The sequence below is a fragment of the Pseudomonas salmasensis genome, assembly GCF_014268375.2.
Lineage (GTDB): Bacteria > Pseudomonadota > Gammaproteobacteria > Pseudomonadales > Pseudomonadaceae > Aquipseudomonas > Aquipseudomonas salmasensis.
Genome location: NZ_CP077083.1, coordinates 5,591,331 through 5,617,599, shown reverse-complemented (window position 1 = coordinate 5,617,599; position 26,269 = coordinate 5,591,331). Strand labels below are relative to the sequence as shown.

Sequence of the window (26,269 nt, the reverse complement as noted above, 5' to 3'; positions counted from 1 at the left end):
CCACAGAACCCTGATGCGGATGTAGATGATGACCGAGCGCCTGTTTTTTACCCACGACCACCTGACGGCCGAGCTGGAAGTGCTCAGTTGCACCGCGCACGAAGAGCAATTTGCCGTGATTGTGCAATCGACGATTTTTCATCCCCAAGGCGGCGGCCAGCCATTCGACACCGGCTGGCTCGGCGACAGCCAGGTGCTGCGAGTCATGCAGGAAGCCGAACGGGTGGTGCACTACGTCGACCAACCTCTGGAGCCTGGACCTGCCATTGCACGCGTCGACGCAGAGCGGCGCGCCTTGCACACGCGTCTGCATTCGGCAGGGCATTTGATCGGCAATGCGGGCGAACGCCTGGGCTGGATGCCGATCAAAGCCCACCATTGGCCGGGCGAAGGCAAGATCACCTTTATCCGTGGCCAGGCCGCACAAGACATGGATGCGCAGACGCTCCAGCAGTGGGTCAACACATGGATCGCCGCCGACTATCCCCGCCATATGACGCTGGAAGACGGCACCCGTGAAGTCGGCTTCGGTGAGTTGCCGGCTTACGCCTGTGGCGGCACGCATGTTCAAGCGTTGAGCGAACTGGGCCAGGTGACGATCCTGGCGCTATCGGAGAAAAAAGGCGCGCTGTCAGTACGCTACAGCCTCGCTGACACCCTGACACTGTAGGAGCGAGCTTGCTCGCGAAGAACGTCAACGATAACGCGAGCAGTCAGGTTGCACGCGGTGCCTGTGAGTTTTTCGCGAGCAAGCTCGCTCCTACAGGGCCACGCTCGGCTGGCCCGATTCATTGACGAATGACTTCAACGTCGACACCGTCGCCGCCGGGTCACGTGGGTCGCTGATCGCACGAAAATTCGTGAACATGGTGTTGGCCGTCAACTCCACCGACACGTAGCCACGCTGGCGACTGTCGAAGAACTTCACATGGGGGTTGAGCGGCATGATCTTCAGGAACGCGTCATAGGGCGGGCCATCGGAGGTGACCGACGAGCCGACGAATTCGGTGGCGACCACCGCCGAGTCCGGCCTGTCGGCGTCGGCATGCAGGTCGGTGGCCCAGAACGAATGAATATCCCCTCCCCAGAACACCGGGTTCTTCACCCGGTTGCGCACGATCGACGCCAGCATCCGCGAGCGGTTAGCCATGTAGCCATCCCAGCCATCGGTCCAGCGGCCAAGCTTATGGTTGGTGAGGTCACGCTGCATCAGCGGCGCCACCAGCAAATCCTGGGCGATGATATTCCACTGCGCCTTGGACTGGGCAAATCCTTGGTCCAGCCAGGCCTCTTGCTGCCAGCCGAGCAACGTGCGGCCAGGGTCACGCAGGTCGCTGCAAGGGGTGGTGACAATATGCCCTTGGTGGCTGCCATTGGCCGCGATGCACGGTTGCTCGGAACGGTACTGGCGACCGTCAAGCACATGGAAACGCGCAAGCTGGCCGTAATCCAGGCGCCGGTAGATGCGCATGTCCGGCCCCTTCGGTACGCTGCTGGCACGCAGGGGCATGTGTTCGTAAAACGCCTGGTACGCCGCGGCCCGTTGCTTGAGAAACTGCGCCACCGCCACCTTCGGGTCCTGGGACCAGCGGTTGGCGTAGTCATTCTGTACTTCGTGATCATCCCAGGTGGCGACGCTGGGGGCCGCGGCATGAAGGGCCTGCAGGTCTGGATCAGTCTTGTACAGTGCGTAGCGGTTGCGGTAATCGCTCAGGCTCTGCGCGTTGCCACTGCCGTGGGAACGAAACACCTTGCCCGACCCCGCAGCATAGGAACTGTCGTAGATGTAATCACCGAGGAAAAACACCAGGTCCGGCTGCTCGGCGGCAAGGTGCCGGTAGGCGCTGAAATACCCGCGCTCCCAGTGCGAGCACGACACAAAGCCCAGCCGGGCCGAGGCCATGGCGTGCAGCGCTGGCATCGTGCGCGACTGCCCCACCGGGCTCTGCGCGCCGAGCCCTTCAAACTGATACCAATACGGCCGATCCTCCGCCAGCCCCGCCACCTCGACATGCACTGCGTGAGCGAAACGCGATGTCGCCAGTACTTCGCCCTGCTTCACAATGCGCGTCATCGCCGCATCGCTGGCCACCCGCCAACGCACCGGCACCGTGCGGCTCAAGCCGCCACGGCCATCCGCCGCATTGAACAACGGCGCCAAGCGCGTCCAGATCACAAAGCCATCTGGCAGCGGGTCGCCGGACGCCACGCCAAGGGTGAACGGGTAATCCACCCCGGCACTGCGCGCAAACGGGCTGAGAATAGAAAACGCCGTAGCGACCGCCAGCCCGCCGAGGACCCGGCGCCGGCCGTGGTCGACTTCGCCGCTCACAGGCAGCGCTCCCAGTCGTCACGCACGGTGGCAAACCCGAGCATGTCCTCATACACGCCGTTCTTTAAAAACGCCTGGCGCATGCAGCCTTCATAACGCAGGCCGATCTTTTCCATGACCCGCGCCGACTCCTTGTTGCGCGCGAAACACTGGCTGCCCACGCGCCGCAACCCTAGCGCCTCGAAGCCGAAGTCCATCACCGCACTCGCCGCTTCCGCCGCATACCCCTGGTTACGGCAGTGCGCCGCCACCCAGCCACCCAAGTGCCCATAGTGATGGCGAGCATTGATACGCAGGCTGACCATGCCGACCAATTCGTCGGTGCCGCGCACATGCATCCCCAGGTTCAGCAGCTCACCGGTGCGGTACTTGTCAGCGATCCCCGCAATAAAATCCTGCGCGGTTTCCAAGGTGTAGGGCGATGGAATATTCGCCGTGTTGTCGGCAATTTTCGGCCCGTTGGCAAGCGTGAAAAGCACCTGCGCCTGGTGCATTTGCAGGGTGCGCAACAACAGTCGCGGGGTCGTCAATTGAGGCAGTGCAGTGGGCATGGGAGCCGACTCTCAAGATAAATTTCTCAAGCATGGATGCCCAGAGTGTCAGTTTCATTACGCCTGAAAACTGACCGGTAAGTTTTCTAAAAAGACGCGTCCTAGAGCCTCTAAACGGTCAATTAAAGTTAACCAATCGGTCATTTTTGGCTGTTAGCGTTTTGCCCCTAATTCAATGACGGGGTAACGGAATGAGAACCTGGGACGAACCCAAGAAACGCAAGGCGCACATCGAGCTGATCCCGATGATCGACGTGATGATGTTCCTGCTGGTGTTTTTCGTACTGGTGAGCCTGAACGTGATTCCCGCGCTCGGCATGAAGACCCAATTGCCCAGCGCCAGCAGTTCGCAGCAGCTCAAGCCGCAGAACAAATTCATCCTCACCCTGGGCCTGGAAGGCCAGTTGCAACTGGACGGCAAGGACCTGACGGTGGATGCCCTGGTGCCGGCGCTGAAGGCGGCCGAAAAGCCCGATACCAAGTCGACGATCATCGTCAACAGCGACAAAGGCGTGGAGGTTTCGCGCCTGGTGGAAGTGATGGACACCCTGCGTCTGGGTGGCTTCACCTCCGTGTCCATTGCTACGCGTAAGTCCTGACCATGTACGTTCTGTTTCGTGCGCGTCAGCTGCTGGGCAGTGTCCCGGCCCTGATCGCCCTGGTGCTGATTGCACTGGGTATCCAGTCCCAGACGTTGAAAGTCGAGCCGGTGTATGACGAGTCTGCGGTCGAATTGGCCTTGGTCGAGCCGGAACCGGAGGTCATACCGGAGCCAGTGGTGGAGCAAGAACCGCCACCGCCGGTGATCGAAGAGGAAGAGGCCGAGCCTGCTCCCCCGCCGCCGCCGCCCAAGCCGCTGCCAAAACCCGAACCCAAGCCCAAGCCAAAACCTGTGCCCAAGCCTGCGCCCGTGGTCGCCAAGCCTGCGCCAACGCCGCCACCGGTGGCCGCCAAACCAGCCCCGGCCCCGGTGGCCCAAGCGGCACCGACACCCGCCCCACCCGCGCCACCGAAGGTCGATGGCCAGGCCCTGGAAAGCGGTTATCTCAAAGGCTTGCGCAACGAACTGGACACCTACAAGCAGTACCCCACCGGGCGCCAGGCGTCCCTCGAACGCCCGAGCGGCGAGGTGGTGGTGTGGTTGCTGGTAGACCGTCAAGGCCGCGTACTCGACTCGGGTTTACAAACCCAGGCCTCGAGCATGCTGCTCAACCGGGCCGCCACCAATAGCTTGCGTCGCATCAAGCAAGTCAAACCGTTCCCCGAGCAAGCCTTCGGGGGGCGCAATGAGCAGCGCTTCACCGCCACCTTCAACTACAGCGTGCAATAAGCACCCGACACCAGGACGACAGTGATGAAGTTCACCCGTATTCATCTGGCACTAGTGGCCGCGACCAGCATGACCCAGGGAATGGTCATGGCAGAGACCAGCGACAGTGATGTCGGCACCATTGGCGTACAAGGCAAGGCGACCGCCGGGGGCGGTTACATGGTGCCGGAGGAAAGCATCAAGGGCCGCTCCACGGTGACCAAGGAAGCACTGGATAAACAGGCAGCCACCGGCAATGCCATCGACAAGCTCAAGTACACCCCGGGCTTGAACATCTCCAGTGAAGACAACACCGGCCTGTCGGGCTTTCGCTTCACCATGCGCGGCATGAACTCCGACCAGGTGGGCATGTCGGTGGACGGCATGCCGATCAATGATTCGGGCAACTACGCGCTGTATTCCAACCTGCTGGGCGACCCGGAAAACATCGACCAGATCTTCGTCACCCAGGGCGCTGCGGAATCCGACGGCCCGCACATTGGTTCCAGCGGCGGCAACATTGGCATCGTGACCATTCGCCCAACCAAGGAAACCGGCGCCTTCGTCAAACAAGTCGTCGGCAGCAATGCCACGCGCAAGACTTTCGCCCGCCTCAATACCGGCGAAATCAACGGCCTGAGCAACTGGCTGTCGGTGTCCCATACCGAAGGTGAAATGTGGCGCGGCTCGGGCGCGGTACGTGCAGACAAGGTGGAGTGGAACAGCTTCTTCGACGCCGGCAATGGCAACACCGCCAACCTGATCCTCAAGTACCACGAGCAGGACAACAACAGTTACAGCCAGTTGACCAAGGCGCAATTCCAGCAAAATGGCCGCAAGTACGACCCTTATCCGGCCACCCCCAGCGTGGGCAGCAACGGCAAGTACAATAGCTATTACGCCCTGGCGCAGAACCCGTTCCAGACCTTCACCGCCGTGCTCAACACCCAGTTCAAACTGGCCGATAACCTCGCGCTGTCGGTGATCCCGTATTACTACTGGGGCAATGGCAGCGGCGTCGGTTCATCCAGCTATGCCCTCAACCGTGGCTCCAACCAGGGCGGTGTGTTCGACCTCGGCAACCTGCCCACCGCCGCCCAATACAACGCTGACGGTACCCCCAACAGCGGCGTGTACTACCGCCCTTCCCGCACGCAAACCTGGCGCCCAGGCATCACCACCAAGCTGACCTGGGACCTGGGCGACCACAGCCTGCAATTCGGCTACTGGTACGAGCGCGCACGCCAGAGCCAGACCCAGCCGTTCATTCCGCTCAAGAGCAACGGCAAGCCGGTGGACACCTGGCCGGACTCCAACAGCGCCATCGTCGATGCCAACGGCAACACCGTGCAGGGTCGCGACCGTTTCACCGTGACGCCAGCGCAAAAGGTCTGGGCCCAGGACACCTGGTACATCAACCCGGACTGGACCTTCATCGCCGGCCTGGCCTACATGAACGTCGAGCGTGAAGGCACCAACCACGGCAGCCTCAACGAACGCCCGGAAAAACGTAACCAGACCTACAACAAACTGCTGCCCAACGCCGGGCTGAAATACCAGTTGGACGAGCGTGACCAGTTGTTCTACAGCCTGTCGCGCAACATGCGCGTGCCGCAGAACTACGTGCTCTACGACAAAGGCGCCGGCTCGATCGACGCCGAGCCGGAAACCAGCTGGAACCATGAACTGGGCTGGCGCTACAGCGGCGACGACATGAGCCTGGCCGCCACCCTGTTCTACATGGACTTCAAGAACCGCCAGGTGTCGTCCCGGGACATCAACGGCGACTTTGCCGACATCAACGCAGGTTCCGTGGTCAACAAAGGCCTGGAACTGGAGTGGAGCGGCCAGTTGCCCCACCACTTCAATTACTACACCTCCTACACCTACACCAAGGCCGAGCAGCAGGATGACCTGACCGTCTACAACGCCGGCAAACCCATCGTGCTGCCCACCAGCGGCAAGCAGTTCGCCAATGTGCCCAAGAACATGCTGGCGGCCAACATCGGCTATGACGACGGGCGCTTCTACGGCACCTTCGGCGGCAAGTACACCAGCAAGCTCTACGGCGACCTGACCAACGACGAGGCGATTTCCGGGCGCACCGTGTTCAACCTCGGCGCCGGTATTTACCTGCCGGTGGACAAGAAGGTGGTCAAGGACGCGACCCTGCGCCTGAACGTCGACAACCTGTTCGACAAGAAATACCTGGACGGCGTGTACACCACCAAGACCAACGCGGCCAGCTACAGCGGCTTCCGCGATGGCGACCCTGCGTACATCGTCGGCCTGGACCGCACCGTCACGGTTTCGCTGGAAGCGAATTTCTAAGACTCACCCCAAGAGGAACACCATCATGGATATGAACCTGCTCCACGACGTCACCTTCTATGTGATGTACGCGGCGATGGCCATTGCGATCTTCATCGCCATCGAACGCGGTATCTACTTTGCCTACGTGCGCCGCCAGGCTCGCGCGTTGATCGATGCCCTGGGCACCAGCGTGCACAGCGAGCGTGACTTGCCGGAGAACCTGACCCGTCGCGACAGCCTGCCGCTGAACATGATCTTGCCGGTGCTGGCCCAGAAGGCAACCCACGGTTCGCGCAAGGACCTGGACGACGAAATCGACACCCAGTACCTGAAGACCCGCGCCCCACTGGCCCGCAGCCTGTGGATCATCGAGACCATCACCACCGCCGCCCCGCTGCTGGGCCTGCTGGGTACCATTCTCGGCATCATCGACACCTTCAAGGCACTGGCCACCGCAGGCGTGTCGGACCCAGGGCAGATATCCGGTGGTATCGGGACGGCCTTGTTTGCCACGGGATTAGGTATCGCCATCGCGCTGTTCTGCGTGGTGTTCCACAACTTCTTCCAGGACAGCCTGGAGCGCATCAACGACCAGTTGAAGATCCTGTTGATTCGCGCCGCCACCGGCGCCCGCGCACAGGATGAAGTGCCCCATCGCGTGCCCACCCCGCTGCACAGCCGCACAGCCTGACCTGCAGGGCGGGCGCCTTGGGCGCTCGCCTTTTCCTTTGGTGCGATGAGACGCTTATGTCCCTTTCGATGAAGTTGCGTATCGCCGGCCTGACCGGCTTGCTCCTCAGTCCGCTGGCCTTGGCGGACTTTTCTATTCCGGGTTTTGAACTGGTGCATACCGTACCCGTGGACACCGCCCTTAGCACCGACGATTTGCGCCAGCCCGGCCCGGTATGGATCGAGCTGTTCGACGGCGCCAAAAGCCGCATTGATATCGGCCAGTTCTACGCCGCGGATCACCCCGGTTCGGTGATGAACACGGTGCTGGAACACCTGGAAGCCGCCGGCAAACGCGGCGTGAAGATTCGTTTCCTGCTCGAGGAAAAAGGCATCAAGCTGTCGGACGCCGCCACCCTGGAACGCCTGCGCGCCATTCCCAACCTGACCTTGCGCGTGCTGCCCTACGGGCAACTGAGCGGCGGCATCATCCACGCCAAGTACCTGCTGGTGGATGGCAAGCAAGCGTTTGTCGGCAGTCAGAATTTCGACTGGCGCGCCTTGGAGCATATCCACGAAACCGGGCTGCGGATCACTGACGAAACGGTGGTGGGCCAAGTGCAGGCGATCTTCGAGCAAGACTGGCAAGCCCAGGCCGCGCTCGCCGATAAACAACCGGTGCCGCTACCCGCCAGCGGCCAGGAGCCCACGCGTACCGGCAACTATCTGGTGGCCAGCCCGCAACGCTACAACCCGCCCGGCGTGGGCGACTCACAGTTGGAACTGCCGCGCCTGCTGGGCGAAGCCAAAAAAGAGGTGCGCGTGCAGTTGCTCGACTACGCGCCGTTGTCCTACGGGCCGGATCGAACCCGGCCGTACTACGCCGTGATCGACAACGCCGTGCGCGCTGCCGCTGCCCGTGGCGTGTCGGTCAAACTGATGGTGTCCAACTGGAATACCGACCCACTGGAGCTGCCCTATCTCAAGAGCCTGGCGGTGCTGCCCAATGTCGAAATCAAGATCGTCACCCTGCCCGAAGCCAAGCAGGGCTTTATCCCATATGCGCGGGTGATCCATAGCAAAACCATGGAGATCGATGGCCAGGTGGCGTGGGTCGGCACGAGCAATTGGTTGGGCGGCTACCTGGATAATTCGCGCAATCTGGAGGTGGTGATGCGCAGTGAGGCGATGGCCAAGCGCGTAGGCCAATTGCATGAACAATTGTGGGATGGGCCCTATGCCAAAGCGCTGGATGTGTCGACCGACTATGCGCCTCCCCACCCAGGTACGCGATAAGTGACGGCGCGCAGGCACGATGTTGTGTTTTCCTGATTGGCCGCTAGTCTTAGTATTTTCCGGCTGCAGCTTTAGCGGTGCTGCGTCCGGAGTGCACTTGCCACGAGACCACAGCCATGAAAACCGCTTTTCTTCGCACCTCCTGTGCGCTGCTTATGCTTATCTCCCTCGCAGCCTGCATCAACAGCCGTCAGCCCATCACGCTTGTCACCCTCGCCGACGGCACCCGCGGTTTGAAGAGCGCGGTTGATATTGGCCCGCCAGGCCCTTCCCAGGGCGATCTTTTCGTGTTCGACCAACCGCTGATGGATCAGGACCGCCGTGATATCGGCAGCAACAGTGGCTACTGTGTCAGCACACGGCCAGGCGTTCACAGCCAATGCCAATGGACATTACTGTTCTTCGGCCCAGGTGGCGCTGTCGCAGGTACCGTGGTAGTCGCCGGCCAGGAACTGGAAGCTGGAAAATCCGTGGTCGCCGTCATCGGCAGCACAGGCACCTATGCCGGTTCCACCGGCGAAATGAGCTCCGAACCCAACCCTGATGGTACGTTCATTCAGACCTTGTATTTGGTTCGGCCCTAACCCTGAAAAAGCCAGCGGCTAACGAACGACGCGTTTATTGAAGTAGGATTTTTCCTTGTTCAAGGTCTCCCCTACTGTTCCTTTGCAGTGTTAGTGTGTGAAATTGTTTCTGACATAACGATCAGAATATTTCCTACATTCACTTTGCAAAGGAATGCCTTTAACCATGCACTTTCCACTGAAAAAACTGGTGGCTGCCACCCTGTTCGCCGCGAGCCTTTCGGCAATCGCCACGCCTGCATCCGCTAACATCAGCGCAGACCAAAGCACGGCAATCGTGAAGCACTTCAGCGAGACATCGGTCACCGATTTCCGCAGCTTCCTCGACACCCTGGCTAAGGGCGAACTGGGTAAATCGGCTGACACCGGCCCTGCTATCAGCGCGTTTCTGGGCAACAAAACCCTGAGCGCCGAGCAGCAGAACGAGATCAATCGCCTGCTGGGCATTTACACCCGCGTTAAATATGGCAAAGCCGCGCTCGAAACCCTGCGCGAACTGGTGGAGATCCCCACGTTTAACGTAGACGGCCTGCCACAGTATAAAAACCCGGAATTCCTCAAGATCGCCGCGAAGATCGAGGCCCTGGCCAAGTCTTTCAACCTGAATTTCCGTAACGTCGATAACCGCGTGTACGAAATCTCCCTGGAAGGCAGCGGTGATGAAGTCGTGGGTGTGCATGCCCATGCCGATGTGGTGCCCGTGACTCCGGAAAACTGGGTACTGCAAGACGGTACCAAACTCGACCCGTTCAAGGTCACGCTGATCGGCGACCGCATGTATGGCCGCGGTACCGAGGATGACAAGAATGGCATCGTGGTGACGATGTACGCCATGAAGGTGATCAAGGAAGAAAAGCTGCCACTGGCGCGCACGTTCAAGCTGCTGGTGGACACCACCGAAGAAACTTCCGGTGAGGCTATTCCTTACTATTTCGAGCGCAATCCCGTGCCGCAATACAACCTGGCGCTGGATGGCGGCTACCCGGTGGTGATCGCCGAGAAAGGCTCGGGCACGGTCATGGCCACCTTCCCGGTGCGCAAGGGCGAAGGCAACGGCGCGCAAATCATCGCGATGACCGGCGGCAAGGCGAACAACCAGATCCCATCGGCCTCGGTGGCCACGCTGGTCAGCGATACCCCCGCCGAACTGGCCGCCAGCCTGCAACAGGCCGGTGCCGACTATGCCAAGCGCAACGGTGGCAATTTCCAGGTGACGGCCAAGGTCGATGGCAAGGACGTCAAACTCACGGTGACCGGCGTCTCCGCTCACTCTTCCGAGCCTGAAACCGGGGTCAACCCGGTGGCGCGCATGCTGGACCTGATCCACAGCCTCGACGGCAAGGTCGCCCTCAAGCACAACCACATCACCGATGCCGCGCGGTATGCTGCCGACAACTGGGGCCTGGATTACCTGGGCGGCAAATTGGGTGTGGGTTACGCGGATGATTTCATGGGGCCGTTGACCACCTCGCTGACGTTTGTGGGACAGGATGACAAAGCCTTCAAACTGGCCGTGAACCTGCGCGCACCGAAGGGTAAAACCCCGGAGGCGCTCAAGGCGCAGATCGAGCAGAAGCTCACCGCCTGGAACCAGGATGCCAAGGTCAAGGTGAACTTCACTTACTCGCTCGACGCACCGATGTACCGCAACCCTGAAGGCGAATGGGTAAAAGCCTTGCTGGCAGTGGCTACTGAAAACCTGGGCATGGCGCACAAATTCGGCACCTCGGCCGGCGCAACCTCTGTGCACGACCTGCCCAACGGCGTGCAATTCGGCCTGGCCCGCCCGGAAGAGAAGTACACCGGGCACACGGACAGCGAGTTCAAGACGGTTGAGCAGTTCTTGCTGGACCTGCAGATCGTCACCGAAATGATGGGCCGCGTCGGGCAGTTGCCGAAGCTCTGACCCCGTTGAAACCCCAGCGAGGCTGCGATGGCGGCGGTACAGGCAGAATCTTCAGCGCCTGACCCACCGCTTTCGCAGCCTCGCTAAAGCTCGACAGCTCCCACAGGGGATCGGCGGTGTATGCGCAATTCAGCCTTGCAGCATCAGCATATCCTCAAAAAACCCACCCACCGGCTCAGTGGGATGGCACAGCTGGATCTCCAATACCCAGGCCATTTCACTCGGTGGGATCTCCAGGTCAGCCAACTCCTTGCTTTCGAACAATGCATGGGGGAAATCCGCAAGGCGGTGCCCTGCCAGGTTGCGTGCCAGCCTCCAGCCCTTTGACGCAGCGCTCTGCTCGGCAAAGTCGTAGAGCTCACGCCCGGTCAGGCCACGCAGCCACGCTTGGCGCGTTTCATCGAAGACTTCATGCAAGGCCGTTGTACAGGCCTGATGCAAAGGCGCATCGCCAAACACAAACGTATCGCCATAGTCCCCTTCGTAGCCATCCCACACCGGGCCAAGATCGACCACGGCAATGTCATCAGCCCGCAGCCTGCGCTGACGATCAATGCCCTCGCGCGGTGGGCGAACAGTATCAGCGCCAAAACGAATGTAGGTCGGATGCCAGGTGTGCGAAGCGCCCATGGCCTGCAGCTGCCTCGCTGCCATCTCCAGGGCCTCACCGGTCGTCATGCCGACTTTCAACTGGCTGGCAATCGCCGCCAGGGCACGTATGGATTTTTCCCGCGCAGCCAGCATGCCGTCCAAGGAATAACGCGGGCCGACCTTCTCCCAGACCGGGTCAAACGACAGGGAGACTGCTCCAGCACTTGACCGACCACTGGCGACAAACGCCTCCGCGATAAACCGGTGGCTCGGCAACCCCGCTTCAAGGCAATGGGCGCGCACCTGGCCGAGCATTGCACCGTTGCCACACGCATAGACCTGAGCCTGCTCCCACTGATGCCCATGACTCAATGCGACCTCTTGCACCCTGCCCTCGGAGGACCGCACGGGATGCCAGCGAAAACGCGGATACTCAACCATCAAGTCGTCGAGGACGGCGCTGTCATAAAAATCCGCCGATTGCGCGCCGCCCCAATACAACGTCACGTCGACATCGCGCTTGAGCGCGGTCAGCAGGATAGGCTTGATGCCTGCATAACCAGTACCCGTGGCGAATAACAGCACGGGCGCCGCATCATCGTCCTGCCAGGTACAGGCACCAAACGGCCCTTCCACGTGCAGACGCGCACCCACGGCGAGACCACCCAGGATACCCTCGGAAAAGTATCCGCCACTCACCCGGCGAATCTGGAAGACCAATCGCCCATCGTCCTCGGCGGGCAGGTTGGCAATCGAGAAGCAGCGCGTGTCACCGTCCGCCAGCCGGAACTTGAGGTATTGGCCGGCCCGCACCCTTACGGGCGTGTCGGGCATCAATACCAACTCGATCGCATCCGGGCCGAGCGCACGCTTGCTGTGCACTTGCGCCGCCACTACCAGCGCGGGCGTATCCAGCGACCAGCCGGGAATATGCAGGCGCATGTCGCCACAGGCGTGGCTCTGGCATAACAACATTTCATTGGCTGCCAGAGGATAAGAAGGTGCCGGCGCACCCGGCGCCAGGCGCTTGGCCCGGTACTCACCTCCGGCCACCACCACCTTGCACGAACCGCAGGCACCACGCCGACAGGAGAACGGCACCGCCAGGCCACTGGCGAGCATGGCGTCGAGCAACAGTTCGTCGCCCGCCTCAAAGGTTTTCCCCGAGGGCGACAGTTCGATGACATGACGTGTATTCATAACAACCTCGGGCTAAGTGAGGCCTGATTGTTGCGCTAGACTAGGCCCATTAAAACCTCCAGATTTGGATACTTCAGATGGTCCAGATGCGCAAATGGCGCCCCTTGCTGCGGCTTGAAGAAGGCACAAGCCAGGCGTCCTACCGCAAGATTGCCGAAGGCTTGGTCAATGCCATCCTTGAGGGTCGCCTGCCGCCCGGAACGTTGCTGCCAGGCACGCGGGAAATGGCACAGCTACTCGACGTCAACCGCAAGACGGTGATCCTGGCCTACGAAGAAGCCATGACCAAGGGCTGGCTGATCAGCGAGCCGCGCCGTGGCACCTTCGTCAATGCGCAGCTGGCCCCCAAGCAACTGCCCAGCGTTACGCAACCGTCCTTCGCGCCGCAGTTGCTGGACCAACCACTGGTGCCGTATTTCACCCACAACGCGCAGGTAGTCGCGCTTGAGCATCGCCACCACGCGTTGTTTTTCGACAACGGCACCAGCGACCACCGCCTGCTGCCCCAGGCCGTTTTGCACCGTTACTATCGCCACGCACTGCGCAACAGTTTCGCCTCCAATACCGTGCGCTACGGCAGCGAAGGCACCGGCTATCACCTGCGCTGCGCCTTGGCCGAGATGCTGCGCAACAACCGTGGGCTGACGGTCACTGCCGAAAATATCTGCCTGACCCAGGGCACCCAGATGTCCCTGTACCTGAGCGCCAGCCTGCTGCTCAAGCCCGGCGACGTCGTACTGGTGGAACGCCTGAGCTACCCACCGGCATGGGAGATTTTCCGCAAGCTCGGCGCACAGTTGGTCACGGTCGATATCGACGATGAAGGTTGCCGCACCGACCAGGTCGAGCGCTTATGCCGCGAGCACAGCGTGCGCATGATCTACCTCACGCCCCATCACCAATTCCCCACCACCGTGAGCTTGCATGCCGCACGCCGGCAACACTTGCTGACGTTGGCCGCGCAGCATGACTTCTGCATTATCGAAGAGGACTACGACCATGAGTTTCACTTCAATGGCCGCCCTTACCTGCCGCTGGCCAGTGACCGTACCCAGCGCCATGTGATTTACATAGGCTCGCTATCCAAGACGCTGGGGTCGACGTTTCGCTGCAGTTATGTGGTGGCCCCTACCCAGGTGATTGAAGTGCTGCACCGCAACACGGCGCTAATGCTGGGCGATGCCGACGCTGTCGCGCAGACGATGCTGGCCGACTTGATCAATGACGGTGAGCTGAAGAAGCACCTGCGCCGTGTAACTAAAGAATATCGGGCCCGGCGAGAGACGTTGCAAAACTGTCTACATGAAGCCTTGGGTGAGCGTATCCAGCTGCGCGAGCCCGAAGGCGGCTTGGCACTGTGGGTGCGTTTCGAGGAGGGAATAAACGTTGATCGGATGGTAGCAGCCGCGGTAGGCCACGGTTTGGTGGTGCGCAGCGGCCGCCAGTTTTCGCCGCAGGACCAACCGCAGAATGCCCTGCGGCTGGGCTTCGCGTCGCTCAATCAGGACGAGATCCGCGAGGCCACTTTACGCCTGGCCAAAGCCTGCGGCGAGAGCGCTTGTTAGAACGCCCAGCGCATGCCTAACGAGAACTCGCTGGAGATCAGGTTGGCCTTCATTTTTTCATCTTGCAGGCCGCGGGCATTGGCAAAGTTGTTCCAGCCACTTTCGGTATCGCCCATATCAACGTAGCGATAGCCGAGGTCCAGGGCCAGGCGATCGGTAACGTCGTAGGCGACGCCCGCACCGACCGACCACGCCAGATTGGTCTGGGTCGAGGCCCCATACCGGCGAGACTCATTGCCCTGCCACCCTTTCGACTCAAGGCGGGCAAGACCCAACCCGGCCGAACCATAGATCGCTAACTTCTCGGTGATACGCAAGTCGCGATAGGCGTTGAGCATCACGCGCCTGGAGTCGATGTGATGCTGATTGAGACTGGCAGGGAAAGCAGTCGAACCACTGGTGAATGTGTCGCTTTGCGGGAGGGTCAATTCGCCCTCCACGCGCCAGCCATTACCGAAGCGATAGCCGACTCCGATGGACCCGGTCATATCCTTCTGGCTGTCGTCGCCGGACACGAACGAACCAATGCCGGGACGGGCACTGGCATCCATATTGCGGGCTTTGCGCTCGGCGCTGATCACACGAGCAACCCCGTAGTACCCCTCCTCGTCGGCCGGCGCAGCAATCGCCTGCGACATATACATGGCAGAAGTAGCCAGTAGTAACACGGGAACAGATTTGGATATTTGCATTTTATTATTCCAATACGGTTTGAATACAAAACAACACACTTCATTCAAGGGGCAATCCGACGCCGGTGTGCTTACGTTTCCATGAGCCGAGTGCGGCAGCTCATCTTGTGTCAGCGTCGAAACAAACAACCGATATAAACGCCTTAGTTGTTGTATGAAATGTCCCAAGAATGGAGATGGCGCCCAGCCCAGCAGCGTATTGGAAAGATGTTTGGCGCACTGATTAAGGTGCGAAGAGTCAGGTTCGAATCAACGTCCGGGTAACGGCGCGAGCTGCCGATACATCGACGGCGAGCAGCACGTTATATCCCAGCGGGACTGCGTCACGGGCTATGGCGGCAACACTAGCGTGCGCCATCAGGCCCGTGACGAGGAAGTGTGCAATATCAGCCAGCAGTGCCCAGGAACGGCAGCGCCAGGTACAACTTGATCACCACGGCGTTAGCGATATCGATGAAGAACGCGCCCACCATCGGCACCACCAGAAACGCGATCTGCGACGGCCCGAAGCGCTGCGTCACGGCCTGCATATTCGCAATCGCCGTGGGCGTTGCGCCAAGCCCGAAGCCGCAATGGCCCGCCGCCAGCACCGCCGCATCGTAGTTGCGGCCCATCACCCGGAACGTCACGAAAATCGCGAACAACGCCATCAGCAATGCCTGTGCGGCCAGCAGAATGACAATCGGCAAGGCCAGTGCCGCCAAGTCCCAGAGCTTGAGTGACATCAGCGCCATGGCCAGGAACAACGACAAACTGACATTGCCCAGCACCGAGACTTCGCGCTCGAACACCTGATGCCAGCCGAGCATCGACAGCCCATTGCGCAGCACCACACCCACGAACAGTACACACACGAACGTCGGCAATTCGAAAGCGGTGCCTTGGATGGCGGCATTCAACAAGTTGCCGCCCTGCAAGCTGATCGCCACCAGTGCCAGGGTCTCGATAAACGAAAACGCGGTGATCAGGCGCTCTTCGTTCGGTTGTTCAAAGCCCTTGGCCAGGCTCGACTGTGGTTGCCCAATACCTGGCACCTCGACCCGCTTGATCAGAAAACGCGCCACAGGCCCGCCGATCAGGCCGCCAAGCACCAGGCCAAAGGTCGCCGAAGCAATCGCCAATTCAGACGCAGACGCCACGCCATACTGCTCACTGAACACCGCGCCCCAGGCCGCACCGGTGCCATGCCCACCGGACAAGGTCACCGAACCCGCCAGCAGGCCCATCAATGGGTCAAGCCCGAGCGCCGACGCCAGCGCGATACCCATCGCGTTTTGCACCACCAGCAAACCCGTTACCACCAGCAGAAACACCGCCAGGATCCGCCCGCCTTTCTTCAGGCTGGCAAAATCGGCGTTCAAACCGATAGTGGCAAAGAACGCCAACATCAACGGGGTTTGCAATGAAGGATCGAAGCGTACTTCGATATCGGCAAACCCGCGCAACGCCAGGAGCAGCATGGCGACCAACAGGCCACCGGCTACCGGTTCCGGAATATTGTAAGTACGCAAAAAGCCGATACGGGCCACAAGCCCGCGTCCCAGCAATAGCACCAATGAAGCGGCAACGAGGGTTGAATAAAAATCGAGTTGAAGCATCCGGTCAGTTCTCTGAAAGTGGGCAGGGAGAATGGGTGGCCAGAGTAGAGAACACAGGGCGAAAAGGCATCGACCCTACAAAAAATGCAGACTTTCCCTACAAGCCTCACAATAATAACCTACAACTGAGCTGCACCTCCCCATAGGGATAAGTATCGATACAACTCTATAAGCCGAAGTACCCGACGGTAACCACGATGCGAAGCGAGCCGCTCTTGATCTGCTTTTGATCTTAGGCGCCCCGTTAAACCACGCTGGCCGAACGCAGGCTTGAATTCGTGGGTAACCCGGCAGGACGCCGGGTTAGCCGCCCCGCGCCATGGATGGCGCGTGGCGGCGGCCCACGGATTCAAGCCTGCGTTCGGGCACACCGAGCCCAAGCGAGGTGCCGAGTGGTGGGGCAAGAGCGTTTTGCTTACTTTTGCGCTGTTCAAAAGTGAGCCGCCGTCAGGGCGGAACCCTAAGTGGCCGTTACCTAAATAACGGATATGTACCCGGTCCAAGTGTGTTGACTGTCAGGCCGCCTTCGCGAGCAAGCCCGCACACAGTTTGATTGCGGGGTGTCAGGGAGATAGGCGTCGGCTGTCAGTCCGTCACGGGTTCAGCTTCGCATCGATGTTGCGTATCGTCCCTCGAGAGGTGCATCCAGCAGAGTTATCGACGACGCGTGCGCAGCAAAGGCCAGTTGGAGGCGAGCGCACCCGGCTCAGCGTCACGCCCTGCAACTCGCACCAAGTCGGGAAACTCAAGCAACAAGGCACGATTGCCCCGGCCAATGTGCTCCATCACCGCCAGGGTAATGTTTTCCCGCACCATGCCCGTCGAAACGTAGTACATGGCCCAGGCCTGCTCTGGCGTACAGAGGCCGATCTGCTCTTCAATCTCTTTGTAGGCCTTGTAGTCGTCTGACTCTAAATAGCGCTGATCACCGCCCTGGCGCATGCTATCTCCCTCCCCGGCCCCATCCCCGTCACGTACCGCTCTTGACCTTGGTCCAGACCCGCGTGCGAATACGCTCGGCCTTCAGCGGCAAGGGCTCAAGCGGAACCAATGTCGCCATGGTCTTTTTATCGGGATAGATCCAAGGGTTATCCCGCAATTTTTGCTCGACAAACTCAGTGGCATCTTTGTTGGCGTTGGGATAAAGCATGTAGTTGGACGTCTTGGCTATCACCTGTGGCCGCAGCATGTAGTTGATGAATTCCAGAGCGGCCTTTGGGTGGCGAGCATCCTTGAGCAACACCCAGTTTTCAGACCAGACCAACGCCCCTTCCCGTGGCAGGCTGTAGGCAATCTTGCGGCCGCTGTTGGACTTTTCATTAATCGCCTGCGCCGCCAGGGCACCATTGGCCCAGCCGACGACTGCACAAATATTGCCGTCTGCCAAGTCGGTGTCGATTCTGGACGAGTCGAAATAGAGCACATAGGGACGGATTTTCAACAGTAGCGCCTGGGCCTTCTGGTAATCCTCGGGATCGGTGCTATTGCTGGGCAGCCCCAGGTAGTGCAAGGCAATGGAAATGATCTCGCTGGGAGAGTCAAGCATGGCCACGCCACAGGACTTGAGCTTGCTGATGTTTTCTTCTTTGAAGATCAGGTCCCAGCTGTCCACCGGGGCGTCATCACCCAGTGCCGCCTTGACTTTATCCACGTCGTAGCCAATGCCGGTGGTGCCCCAGACATACGGCACGGCGTACCGATTACCAGGGTCATTGACCGCCAGCAGGGACAGGATGTCAGGGTCGATATGCGACAGATTACTCAACTGCGCGCGATCCAATGGTTGCAGCACCCCAGCCTTGATCAAGCCGGGCAATACATTGGAGGTGGCTACCACCAGGTCATAACCGGTGCGCCCAGCCATGACCTTGCTCTGCATGGTTTCGGCGCTGTCGAACGCATCCATATGCAGCCTGATGCCGGTCTCCTGCTGGAACTGCTTGGGCGTCTGCGGTTCAAGAAACCCGAACCAGTTATACAGATACACCGAATTTTCAGCGGCGGCTGCGGGCGTGCTGATTGCAGCGCCCATAAGCGACGCTAAAAAAATAGCTCGCAAGTGTGCTCGACTCATATGACTATCCTTGTCCACACGACGCGCCTTCATGGCTATCGTAAGCTCGGGGTGAATATACCGAGCCTCGACGAATAGTAAATACCTACAAGTACTTAGCTCTGGCCTGCAAAGCCCTAACCCTAAAGGGGTAGAACATGTCGCTTGACCTTCATAGCCTGGCTTGGCACCGATCGGTTGGAAAACTGATCATGCAGCTCAACCGCCCGGAGTTCTGGAGTTCGTTGATTCGCGTACTGAATGAATATGTGCAGATAGACAATTGGGTGGTGCTGGTTTTCGGCGACCACGCAGTGCGTGTGATCAGCCTGCCAGAGGTGGCAGACAGCGAAGAAATCGACGCCTTTATTCATCGCTATGTGAAAGGCCTGTATCTGCTGGACCCGTTCTATATCGCTGACCGAGAAAACCCGCAGAGCGGGTTCTTCCATCTGCTCGATATTGCGCCGGAACACTTCCGGGAAACCGAGTACTACCAACAATATTTCGCGCAATACATCTCGGTCGATGAGGCGCAATACAACGTACGGCTCGATGCCGGCACAACGCTGTGTATGTCGTTTGGCAGCAACCTGCGATTCACCCAGGCGCAGATAACGGTATTGGACATGATCAAGCCGTGGGTAACGGCACTGATGCATCAACGCATGGGCTTTGAAACTGACCCGGCAAAAAACCTCGCCGAGCCGGCCCCATGGGCCGAGGCACTTACTCAGTTGGAAACACACGTAACGACGCGTGAAAAAGACGTGCTCAAGTTACTGCTCAGTGGGTTCTCCAACAAAGAGATCGCGGGCAAGTTGTCGCTGTCGACGGAAACCATCAAGGTTCACCGCCGTAATATCTACAGCAAGCTGAATATCAAATCTCAGTCGGAGCTGTTTGCGCGGTTTTTTATGCCACGGCAGGAAATTACATCGACGCTTTGAATGGGGGCGGTGCGCTGGCGGGATAAATGACAGTTCTACAACAGGGTGACCTCATCCTTGGATGATGCTTGCCGCCGCTCTTCCAGCAAAGTCCTCGGTAAAGCAAACCCTTCAAAACTTCGCTGGGTAATGGGGTTGTTGGCTTTTTCCGCACCAATGCGATAACGCATCAATCCATCGGCAACGGCAAAGGTCAGGTCTACGCTGGTGTCGGTTCTTCCATTGAGGTGCCCGCGGCTAAGCAGCCGAAACAGTGACCACGGTCCGCGATAACTCAAACTGGCGGTGTTGCCGGTGCTGTGTACGAGGGTCAGTTGGCTACCATTGGTATTGCCCAGGGTGTTCGGCCACACCAGCCCCGTGCGTTGCGGCGCACCATGCTGATAAGGGATCAACTGGCCATCGACGCTGAACATGCTGCTCAGGCGGGTCGCACTCAAGGCCAGCGGCTCGATGGTTAGTTGCACGGCCAATTGGCCGTCTGGGTTGAAGAAGGTTTCGCGGATGCGCTCAGCCTTTTCAAGTTGCTCCAATACCTCTTGGCGCATCCAGTGGCCGCCCTGGTCTCCAGTGGACAGGCTGTCCAGATTGTCCTTGAGGAATACGTTCAGATACTGGTCCTGAAACTGTTGCAGACGCCCTTTTGGTCCGAAGAAAGCGACGAAGTCCTGCAGCGAGGCATCCTCGCCACTGGCCTTGAACGGATAGCGTCCAGCCAGGCGGTCACGGTAAAAGCTGTAAATCTCACTGTCCCAACGTTTGTCCAACTCGCGCAACGCGATAATGTTCAGCATCTGAGAGCTCTGTACAGCCAATTGGTTAACGTGTCGGTTCAGTGGCTCGGGTAGACCCGAAGCGATGCGTTGCAAGTTGCGGATCGGGTCAGGATCGGACTTGGAAAACCGGGTAAGCACCACGCCCAGTGCCGCCTTGCCAGGGTTCGGCTGATCCTGCACACCTTTAACATAGTCGTAGACGCCACTGATCGCGCGCAGGGTTTCTTCGTAGTAGGAGGGCTTGTCCTGCTCGGCATTGAGCAACCCGGACAGGCCTGCGAACGCGCGGTGGATGCCGAGCGCCTGAGTGCGACCCGCCTCATCGCCGGGCGCTGCCTCGTCCTTGCCGGTGGGTGGTGGATAGATCAGCGTGTTGTCACGCACGGTTTCCAACAGACGACGCAGCGGCGCGGCCGGGCCGGTGACTTGCCCCAGCACTTCCAGGGTTTGGGCCAGATCGGTGAAGTCGGTCACGGCGAACTGGTTCAACGCGCGGCGCCAGCTGTCGACGTAATCAGCGCTGTACAAGGCCCGCAGTCGCTCGGTCAGCACCCTGCGGTCAGCCTCGGAATAATCCAGGCTGCGGCGCTCGCCCAGCACCCATTGATCAATCAATGCCAGCTCGGTGACGTTCTGGCTGTTGGGCTCGAAATAATCCCGAAAGCCCCGTGCGGTCAGCAGCGGTGGCAGCGCCAGGTTTTCGTCCAGCGCCGCACCGCTGTGGCGTTCGTTCAGGGGACGGTAGACCACGTCGAAGGCCGGGCCAATTTCATTGCGCAAATCCAGTTCGCCATGCAGGCGTTCCTGGGTTTGCTGGCGCAGGGTCATGTACACCCGCTGCGCCATAGGCAGCTTGCGCAGTTGCTGTTGGGTTTGTGCGATGAGCTCGCGGTGTTCGGGCAGCTCGACATCGGCATAGGACAGCGCGTAAGTCAGATGACGCATCAAGGCGGCCTGGCGTTGGCCCTGCCCCGGATAAGCCTGTTGCCATTGCTGGGCCATCCATTGCGCAACGATCTTCGGGCGACGATTATCGCGATCCTCGATCATGCGGTACACGCGCAGCGCGGCAAGTTGCTCGTCGCTGCCCGGTTCGGCGCGGCGGATGACCTCGACCGCGCCTTCGGCAATCGCGGGCAAGAAACGTCGGGACAACAAGTTCAGGTAGGCCTGATCGACCATCGGCCCGATGAGCTGCCCCTGGTACAAGCCCATGTCGGCCAATTGCGGCCAGGTGGCTCTATAGTCGCCATACACCGTGACCGCCTTACGAATTTCATCCAGCGGCACCAGCAAGTTCAGCCCGGTGGGGTCTGCCTGCAGGTCGCTGGCCTTGCTGCTGAAGGCCTGGCTTTGGGCCAGGACCTGGTCGGCCTTGTCGTGGTTGATACCGTAGTAGTACCACCAGCCGCCCACCAGCAATGCGCTGGAAATCCCGGCCAGTACCGAACCGCTGAGCAGCAGGCGACGCTTGCGCCGTGCCACCTTGAAGTTGTCCCCGGCCAACCCGGCCTCCGGGTAGACCACCCGCTGCAACAGGTGCTGGGCGAAGTACACCACCGAATGCCCCTGGGGCTTGGCCGAGCTGACCGGTGCGGGAAAACCATAGGCCCGTGCCGAGGCCTCGACAAACAGGTTGGCCACCACGCCGCGCTGGTACACCGACGACAGGTACACACCACGCACCAGGGCTGGCGTGGTGTAGCGATCACTGCCCAACACATCGCCAAGAAAGCGCAACAAAATCTCCCGTGAGCCGCTGAGCTGACGCATCAGGCAGAACAGCCGCTCACGCACTTCGGCTGGCCCGGGGTCACCCATGGCCCGCATGGCCTGCCTGTTCAACGCATCGACGAAGCGGTCATAGACGATCGTCAACTCATTCAGCCAAGCATCAAAATCCTCGACGGATTCGAGACTGAAGGTAAACCCCTGCACCTCTTCCCGCGCCGACGCCGGAAGCTTGGCGAACAACTCTTCAAAGCCATCGAGCAAATCGAACTTGCTCAGCACCACGTACAACGGCAGGCGCGTGCCCAGTTCATGGCCTAGTTCGTTCAGGCGAGCGCGCAACATATAGGCCAGATTGCGGCGCTCGTTGGGCGGGCGCTCGAAGAGGCTGACCATGTCCACCAACAGCACCACGCCGTTGAGCGGACGACGGCTGCGGCTGCGCGCCAGCCAATCGATCATATGGTGCCACAGGCGCTTCTCGGCGCCGGCGGGCAGACCGGTGGGTTGTTTGACTTGGTCAACGACCACGGGCTCGGCGACCGCTTCAGGGTCCGCCACCGCATTCTCAGTGGGCGCGACTGGAGCCGGCGTCGGCTGCGGTTGCCGCTCGGGCTGGCTGATGAACTCGCCGGGCGGATCGATCAACACCGCCTCATCGCCGATCCACCAGTCGATGTCGAACGCAAGGTCTGGATCCGAGGTGGTCTGCGCGGTGCCACTGCGCGCGGTGCGGGTCAGGGCGAAACTCTGGCTGGAACGGCTGATAAAACTGGACTTGCCGGCGTTCTCTTCCCCCAGCACCAGGTACCAGGGGATCTGGTGCAGGCTGCGGCCTTGATGGTTGTCGCGTACCCTCGCCAGGTTGTTCTCCAGTGAGCGCTCCTGGGCTTTCAGGTGAACCAGGCAAGGGTCTTGCACCCGCTGTGCCTGCTGCTCGCGCTCCAGCTGCAACCGGCGCTGACGACGATGCACCTGCCAGGTCCAGGCCAACAGCGGCAACACCACCAAAACCACGCTGATGGCCAAGCGCAACGGCCAAGGCGCCAACGGTTGCGTGTCGCGCCAGGTCCAGTTCGGCGCTAGCCACCAAAGCCAGCCCAGCACCACGGCAATCGCCAACATCCCGGCGGCCATGGCGACAAGTGCCCCATGGCGCTGAAGGGCAGAAAACCCACGTGCCAACATGCCCAGCTTCTTATTCATGACTGTTCGCCCCTGAACTTTTTCCAAGATAAAAACGGCCCCACCCTAATGGAGGAAAACAATGTTGGCCTTGAAGGGTTTCGTTCATAACTTCAAACAAACAGTAGCAGCGCAAATAACTAGCAATCAATGTTATTTTCTAGAGAAACAAAATATTACACCTAAGCCCTGCAATTACCTTGACGAAACACGCCGACCAAAAGAACCATTTACAAACAGCCTTGCAACCCAAAAAATATCAACCCACAACTTTCCTACAGAACCTTCTTACAACTAACCCATACAACTTAAACCCACTAAACAGGCTCGCGCCATGTCACTAAAAGATCGTTTTTCAGAAGAACTTCGCTACTTGCGCGAGTTGGGACGCGAGTTCGCTGAAGATAATCCGCAGCTGGCGCCGTTTCTGGGCGACCAGGCAACGGACCCGGGTGCCGCGCACCTGCTGGAAGGCTTCGCCTTTCTGACCGCCAAACTGGCCCTGAAAATCGAAGACGATCTACCGCAGCTCACTCACCCGCTGCTGCAACAGGTTTACCCCAACTACCTGCGCCCATTGCCGAGCATGACCCACGTGCGTTTTGACCCGGTGGGGCAGGCTCTCAGCGGCCCGCAGGTGATTGCCAAGGGCACGCAGCTGTTTTCCCGGCCAGTAGACGGCGTCAGTTGCACCTTTCGCACCTGTACCGATGTGACCCTTTATCCATTGCAGATCAGCAGCGTCAGTGTTTCCCACAGCGTGCAAAAGTCGGTGTTGAGCATCGAGCTGCAGGCCTTGTCGGACCAGCCGCTGAGTGAAATCAACAGCAACCGCCTGGATTTCCATCTTGGTGGCAGTGAGCTCAACGCGCTGACGCTCTACCAATGGCTGGCCCAACACCTGAACAAGATGGTGTTGTGTTTCGACGACCAGCGCATGGGCCTGCCCGCGGATGCTTTGGGTTTTCCCGGATTCACGCCCCAAGAGGCCCTGTTACCTGGCCTGGACCATCAACTGGAGGGCTATCGCCTGCTCCAGGAATATTTCTACTTTCCCCAGCGCTTTCACGGCTTCAGCGTCAGCGGGCTAAGCCGCCTCTGGCCGCAGGCAACGGCGGGGCGGACTCGCCTGGAGTTGCACTTTTCCACTCCGCTGCCGGCGTCCCTCCAGATCACCCCTGACACGCTCTGCCTGTACTGCACCCCTGCCATCAACCTGTTTGAGCACCCCGCCGAACCAATCCAACTGGACGGAGAAGAATTGCACGCATCAGTGCAGCCGCGCGGCCCATACGCCCATACCTATGAGATTTTCAGCATCGACCAGGTCAGCGCTCGGCGTCGCAAACCGCAAACCCCAGCGGACAATTATCGCGTCGACTTCGCCCCGTATGAATCGTTGCAGCATCAGGTGGAACCGGCCGGCGAGCGCACGGCGCGCTATTACAGCCACACCATTGAACCGGAGCTGCTCAAGGATCGCGCCAAACACAGCCTGCGCCTGATCCATGCCGACCAGCGCCCATACCTGGGCGCGCGTGAAGTGCTCAACATCGAACTGACCTGCAGCAACGGCGACCTGCCTAGACACTTACAGGTGGGCGAACTCAGCCTCATCACCCAAACCACCCCTTCGTTCGCCACCTATCGCAACCTCACCCGACCAACACGCGCCTACCCGCCGATGCTTGACGGCCAGACCCAATGGGCGCTGATCTCCAACCTGGCCCTGAACAACCTGTCACTTTCTTCGCCTGCAGCGCTCAAGGCGGTGTTACAGGTATATGACTTCGTCGCCGCTCACGACCTGCCGCACCACCGCGCCACCCAACGACGCCTGGAGGGCATTCGCCAGGTCAGCACCGCCCCGGTCGATTGGTTGATCACGGGAGTACCCGTACGCGGCAACTGCACCACCCTGACCATGGACCCCGCCGCCTTCAGCAACGCCGGCGACCTGCACCTGTTTGGCAGTGTGCTCTCACATTTCATGGCACTGTACGCCAGCGCCAACGCCTTCCATCAGCTGGAAATCATCAACGCCGCCGACCGCACTGCCTTCACTTGGCCGATGCGTACCGGCCAGCAACCCATCATCTGATTCGTGGAGACCGGCATGCCAACCCTCACCCCTACCACTACCTTCTCCAGTACGCACGACGACGCCCGCGAAAACCTGCCTGACCATGAACTGTTCTGCCATCACGACCCGCTGGAGTTCCAGTTGCGCGGACATAGCCTCAACCCGCTGGTGGATGTCGCCATGCCGCTGTTCGGGTTGGTGATTCGTTTGCGTAAAACCGATGCGTACCGCGCGGGAGAACAACTGCACGGGCACCTCTCTAACCAGATCACGGTCATGCTGGAGGAGTTGCGCCAGCACGACTACAGCGAGGCCGAACTGCGGGTGTTCTCCTATGCGCTGTGCGTGTTTGTCGATGAGGCCGTATTAGCCACGCCTTGGGGCAGCGGGTCGGTGTGGCAAGCCAAATCGCTGCTGAGCACCTTCCACCAGGAAACCTGGGGCGGCGAAACGTTCTTCACCCTGCTGACGCGCCTGCAGGAAACCCCGGAACACTACCGCGACGTGCTGGTGTTCATGTACCTGTGCCTATGCCTGGGCTTCAAGGGCCAGTACAGCGTGCAGACCCAAGGCGACCAGGCCTTGCAAAAGTTGATCAGCCGGTTACAGAGCGTCATCGGCGCGCTGCACGAGCCGGCACCTGCGCAATTGACCTGCCCACTGGATAACGTCGCGCCGCGCCACTACCAGATGAACCGGCAATGGCCGTGGTGGACGCCCTGGGCAGCAGCCGGAGTGGTTTGCCTGGGGGCATACACGTTCTTTGCCATCCGCTTGAACACCACCACTCAACAAGTCATGCAATCGCTGGAAGCCATCTTGTTGCGTTAACGACGGTGCGCACATTCGTTGCCCCTCGTACTAACAACGTAAGTAGCCACCTCG

Annotated in this window: 20 protein-coding genes; 12 read left to right on the top strand and 8 right to left on the bottom strand. The window is 60.0% G+C overall.

Annotated elements, in window-relative coordinates:
• Positions 1-28 precede the first annotated feature (28 nt).
• Positions 29-670, top strand: coding sequence for an alanyl-tRNA editing protein (locus HU731_RS25300; protein WP_186608396.1), 642 nt, complete (start codon positions 29-31; stop codon positions 668-670).
• A gap of 90 nt (positions 671-760) precedes the next feature.
• Here HU731_RS25300 and HU731_RS25295 read toward each other — a convergent pair whose 3' ends face one another.
• Positions 761-2,332 (bottom strand): alkaline phosphatase D family protein, encoded by a 1,572-nt coding sequence (locus HU731_RS25295; RefSeq protein WP_186608395.1) that lies wholly within the window; start codon positions 2,330-2,332, stop codon positions 761-763.
• Positions 2,329-2,883, bottom strand: a complete 555-nt coding sequence (locus HU731_RS25290; protein WP_186608394.1) for a GNAT family N-acetyltransferase — start codon at positions 2,881-2,883, stop codon at positions 2,329-2,331. The genes HU731_RS25295 and HU731_RS25290 overlap by 4 nt, the downstream gene beginning before the upstream one ends.
• Positions 2,884-3,074: 191 nt before the next feature.
• On the opposite strand from HU731_RS25290, the gene HU731_RS25285 reads away from it, so the two are divergent.
• The 7 genes from HU731_RS25285 to HU731_RS25255 all read left to right on the top strand — a co-directional run bounded on the left by HU731_RS25285 (position 3,075) and on the right by HU731_RS25255 (position 10,960).
• Positions 3,075-3,482, top strand: coding sequence for an ExbD/TolR family protein (locus tag HU731_RS25285; protein ID WP_005786670.1), 408 nt, complete (start codon positions 3,075-3,077; stop codon positions 3,480-3,482).
• 2 nt (positions 3,483-3,484) lie between these two features.
• On the top strand, positions 3,485-4,213 hold the full coding sequence (locus HU731_RS25280; RefSeq protein WP_054897857.1) for an energy transducer TonB family protein: 729 nt from the start codon (positions 3,485-3,487) through the stop codon (positions 4,211-4,213).
• 24 nt (positions 4,214-4,237) lie between these two features.
• Positions 4,238-6,523 carry a TonB-dependent receptor gene (locus HU731_RS25275; RefSeq protein WP_186608393.1) on the top strand — a complete coding sequence of 762 codons (2,286 nt, stop codon included), beginning with the start codon at positions 4,238-4,240 and terminating at the stop codon, positions 6,521-6,523.
• 25 nt (positions 6,524-6,548) lie between these two features.
• A complete protein-coding gene (locus HU731_RS25270; protein ID WP_186608392.1) occupies positions 6,549-7,196 on the top strand; it encodes a MotA/TolQ/ExbB proton channel family protein in 648 nt (215 codons plus the stop codon).
• A 56-nt stretch (positions 7,197-7,252) separates the two neighbouring features.
• On the top strand, positions 7,253-8,470 hold the full coding sequence (locus HU731_RS25265) for a phospholipase D-like domain-containing protein (RefSeq protein WP_186608391.1): 1,218 nt from the start codon (positions 7,253-7,255) through the stop codon (positions 8,468-8,470).
• 155 nt (positions 8,471-8,625) lie between these two features.
• On the top strand, positions 8,626-9,054 hold the full coding sequence (locus tag HU731_RS25260; protein WP_225931530.1) for a hypothetical protein: 429 nt from the start codon (positions 8,626-8,628) through the stop codon (positions 9,052-9,054).
• A gap of 166 nt (positions 9,055-9,220) precedes the next feature.
• Positions 9,221-10,960: a dipeptidase gene (locus HU731_RS25255; protein WP_186608389.1), complete on the top strand. Its 1,740-nt coding sequence runs from the start codon at positions 9,221-9,223 to the stop codon at positions 10,958-10,960.
• Between the two features lie 129 nt (positions 10,961-11,089).
• Here the strand turns inward: HU731_RS25255 and HU731_RS25250 are convergent, their stop codons facing one another.
• Positions 11,090-12,751, bottom strand: a complete 1,662-nt coding sequence (locus HU731_RS25250) for a M24 family metallopeptidase (protein WP_186608388.1) — start codon at positions 12,749-12,751, stop codon at positions 11,090-11,092.
• Between the two features lie 77 nt (positions 12,752-12,828).
• Between HU731_RS25250 and pdxR the strand changes: the two genes are divergently transcribed.
• On the top strand, positions 12,829-14,316 hold the full coding sequence (gene pdxR / locus HU731_RS25245) for a MocR-like pyridoxine biosynthesis transcription factor PdxR (protein WP_186608387.1): 1,488 nt from the start codon (positions 12,829-12,831) through the stop codon (positions 14,314-14,316).
• On the opposite strand, the gene HU731_RS25240 is transcribed toward pdxR, so the two are convergent.
• The 4 genes from HU731_RS25240 to HU731_RS25220 form a co-directional block, all read right to left on the bottom strand.
• Positions 14,313-15,008, bottom strand: a complete 696-nt coding sequence (locus HU731_RS25240; RefSeq protein WP_186608386.1) for an outer membrane protein — start codon at positions 15,006-15,008, stop codon at positions 14,313-14,315. The genes pdxR and HU731_RS25240 overlap by 4 nt on opposite strands.
• A 386-nt stretch (positions 15,009-15,394) precedes the next feature.
• Positions 15,395-16,606, bottom strand: coding sequence for a sodium/glutamate symporter (gene gltS, locus HU731_RS25230; protein ID WP_003190086.1), 1,212 nt, complete (start codon positions 16,604-16,606; stop codon positions 15,395-15,397).
• 654 nt (positions 16,607-17,260) lie between these two features.
• Positions 17,261-17,548: a hypothetical protein gene (locus HU731_RS25225; protein WP_225931528.1), complete on the bottom strand. Its 288-nt coding sequence runs from the start codon at positions 17,546-17,548 to the stop codon at positions 17,261-17,263.
• A gap of 28 nt (positions 17,549-17,576) precedes the next feature.
• Positions 17,577-18,680, bottom strand: coding sequence for a polyamine ABC transporter substrate-binding protein (locus tag HU731_RS25220; RefSeq protein ID WP_186608384.1), 1,104 nt, complete (start codon positions 18,678-18,680; stop codon positions 17,577-17,579).
• Between the two features lie 137 nt (positions 18,681-18,817).
• On the opposite strand from HU731_RS25220, the gene HU731_RS25215 reads away from it, so the two are divergent.
• Positions 18,818-19,609 (top strand): helix-turn-helix transcriptional regulator, encoded by a 792-nt coding sequence (locus HU731_RS25215; protein WP_186608383.1) that lies wholly within the window; start codon positions 18,818-18,820, stop codon positions 19,607-19,609.
• Between the two features lie 35 nt (positions 19,610-19,644).
• On the opposite strand, the gene tssM is transcribed toward HU731_RS25215, so the two are convergent.
• Positions 19,645-23,322, bottom strand: a complete 3,678-nt coding sequence (gene tssM, locus HU731_RS25210) for a type VI secretion system membrane subunit TssM (protein ID WP_186608382.1) — start codon at positions 23,320-23,322, stop codon at positions 19,645-19,647.
• Positions 23,323-23,635: 313 nt separating this feature from the next.
• Here tssM and tssF point away from each other — a divergent pair, with 313 nt between their 5' ends.
• Together tssF and icmH are read left to right on the top strand one after the other, a co-directional pair.
• Complete coding sequence (gene tssF, locus HU731_RS25205; protein WP_186608381.1) at positions 23,636-25,402, top strand: type VI secretion system baseplate subunit TssF; 1,767 nt, start codon at positions 23,636-23,638, stop codon at positions 25,400-25,402.
• 15 nt (positions 25,403-25,417) lie between these two features.
• Positions 25,418-26,215: a type IVB secretion system protein IcmH/DotU gene (gene icmH / locus HU731_RS25200; RefSeq protein ID WP_186608380.1), complete on the top strand. Its 798-nt coding sequence runs from the start codon at positions 25,418-25,420 to the stop codon at positions 26,213-26,215.
• Positions 26,216-26,269: the final 54 nt, after the last annotated feature.

Excerpts from the sequence above, each read along its gene's own strand:
- pdxR (WP_186608387.1), top strand. The coding sequence starts at position 12,829 with ATGGTCCAGATGCGCAAATGGCGCCCCTTGCTGCGGCTTGAAGAAGGC.
- HU731_RS25280 (WP_054897857.1), top strand. The coding sequence starts at position 3,485 with ATGTACGTTCTGTTTCGTGCGCGTCAGCTGCTGGGCAGTGTCCCGGCC.
- HU731_RS25250 (WP_186608388.1), bottom strand. The coding sequence starts at position 12,751 with ATGAATACACGTCATGTCATCGAACTGTCGCCCTCGGGGAAAACCTTT.
- HU731_RS25225 (WP_225931528.1), bottom strand. The coding sequence starts at position 17,548 with ATGCGCCAGGGCGGTGATCAGCGCTATTTAGAGTCAGACGACTACAAG.
- HU731_RS25290 (WP_186608394.1), bottom strand. The coding sequence starts at position 2,883 with ATGCCCACTGCACTGCCTCAATTGACGACCCCGCGACTGTTGTTGCGC.
- HU731_RS25215 (WP_186608383.1), top strand. The coding sequence starts at position 18,818 with ATGTCGCTTGACCTTCATAGCCTGGCTTGGCACCGATCGGTTGGAAAA.
- HU731_RS25300 (WP_186608396.1), top strand. The coding sequence starts at position 29 with ATGACCGAGCGCCTGTTTTTTACCCACGACCACCTGACGGCCGAGCTG.
- tssM (WP_186608382.1), bottom strand. The coding sequence starts at position 23,322 with ATGAATAAGAAGCTGGGCATGTTGGCACGTGGGTTTTCTGCCCTTCAG.
- HU731_RS25240 (WP_186608386.1), bottom strand. The coding sequence starts at position 15,008 with ATGCAAATATCCAAATCTGTTCCCGTGTTACTACTGGCTACTTCTGCC.
- HU731_RS25265 (WP_186608391.1), top strand. The coding sequence starts at position 7,253 with ATGTCCCTTTCGATGAAGTTGCGTATCGCCGGCCTGACCGGCTTGCTC.
- HU731_RS25255 (WP_186608389.1), top strand. The coding sequence starts at position 9,221 with ATGCACTTTCCACTGAAAAAACTGGTGGCTGCCACCCTGTTCGCCGCG.
- tssF (WP_186608381.1), top strand. The coding sequence starts at position 23,636 with ATGTCACTAAAAGATCGTTTTTCAGAAGAACTTCGCTACTTGCGCGAG.
- HU731_RS25275 (WP_186608393.1), top strand. The coding sequence starts at position 4,238 with ATGAAGTTCACCCGTATTCATCTGGCACTAGTGGCCGCGACCAGCATG.
- HU731_RS25260 (WP_225931530.1), top strand. The coding sequence starts at position 8,626 with ATGCTTATCTCCCTCGCAGCCTGCATCAACAGCCGTCAGCCCATCACG.
- HU731_RS25285 (WP_005786670.1), top strand. The coding sequence starts at position 3,075 with ATGAGAACCTGGGACGAACCCAAGAAACGCAAGGCGCACATCGAGCTG.
- HU731_RS25220 (WP_186608384.1), bottom strand. The coding sequence starts at position 18,680 with ATGAGTCGAGCACACTTGCGAGCTATTTTTTTAGCGTCGCTTATGGGC.
- HU731_RS25270 (WP_186608392.1), top strand. The coding sequence starts at position 6,549 with ATGGATATGAACCTGCTCCACGACGTCACCTTCTATGTGATGTACGCG.
- gltS (WP_003190086.1), bottom strand. The coding sequence starts at position 16,606 with ATGCTTCAACTCGATTTTTATTCAACCCTCGTTGCCGCTTCATTGGTG.
- icmH (WP_186608380.1), top strand. The coding sequence starts at position 25,418 with ATGCCAACCCTCACCCCTACCACTACCTTCTCCAGTACGCACGACGAC.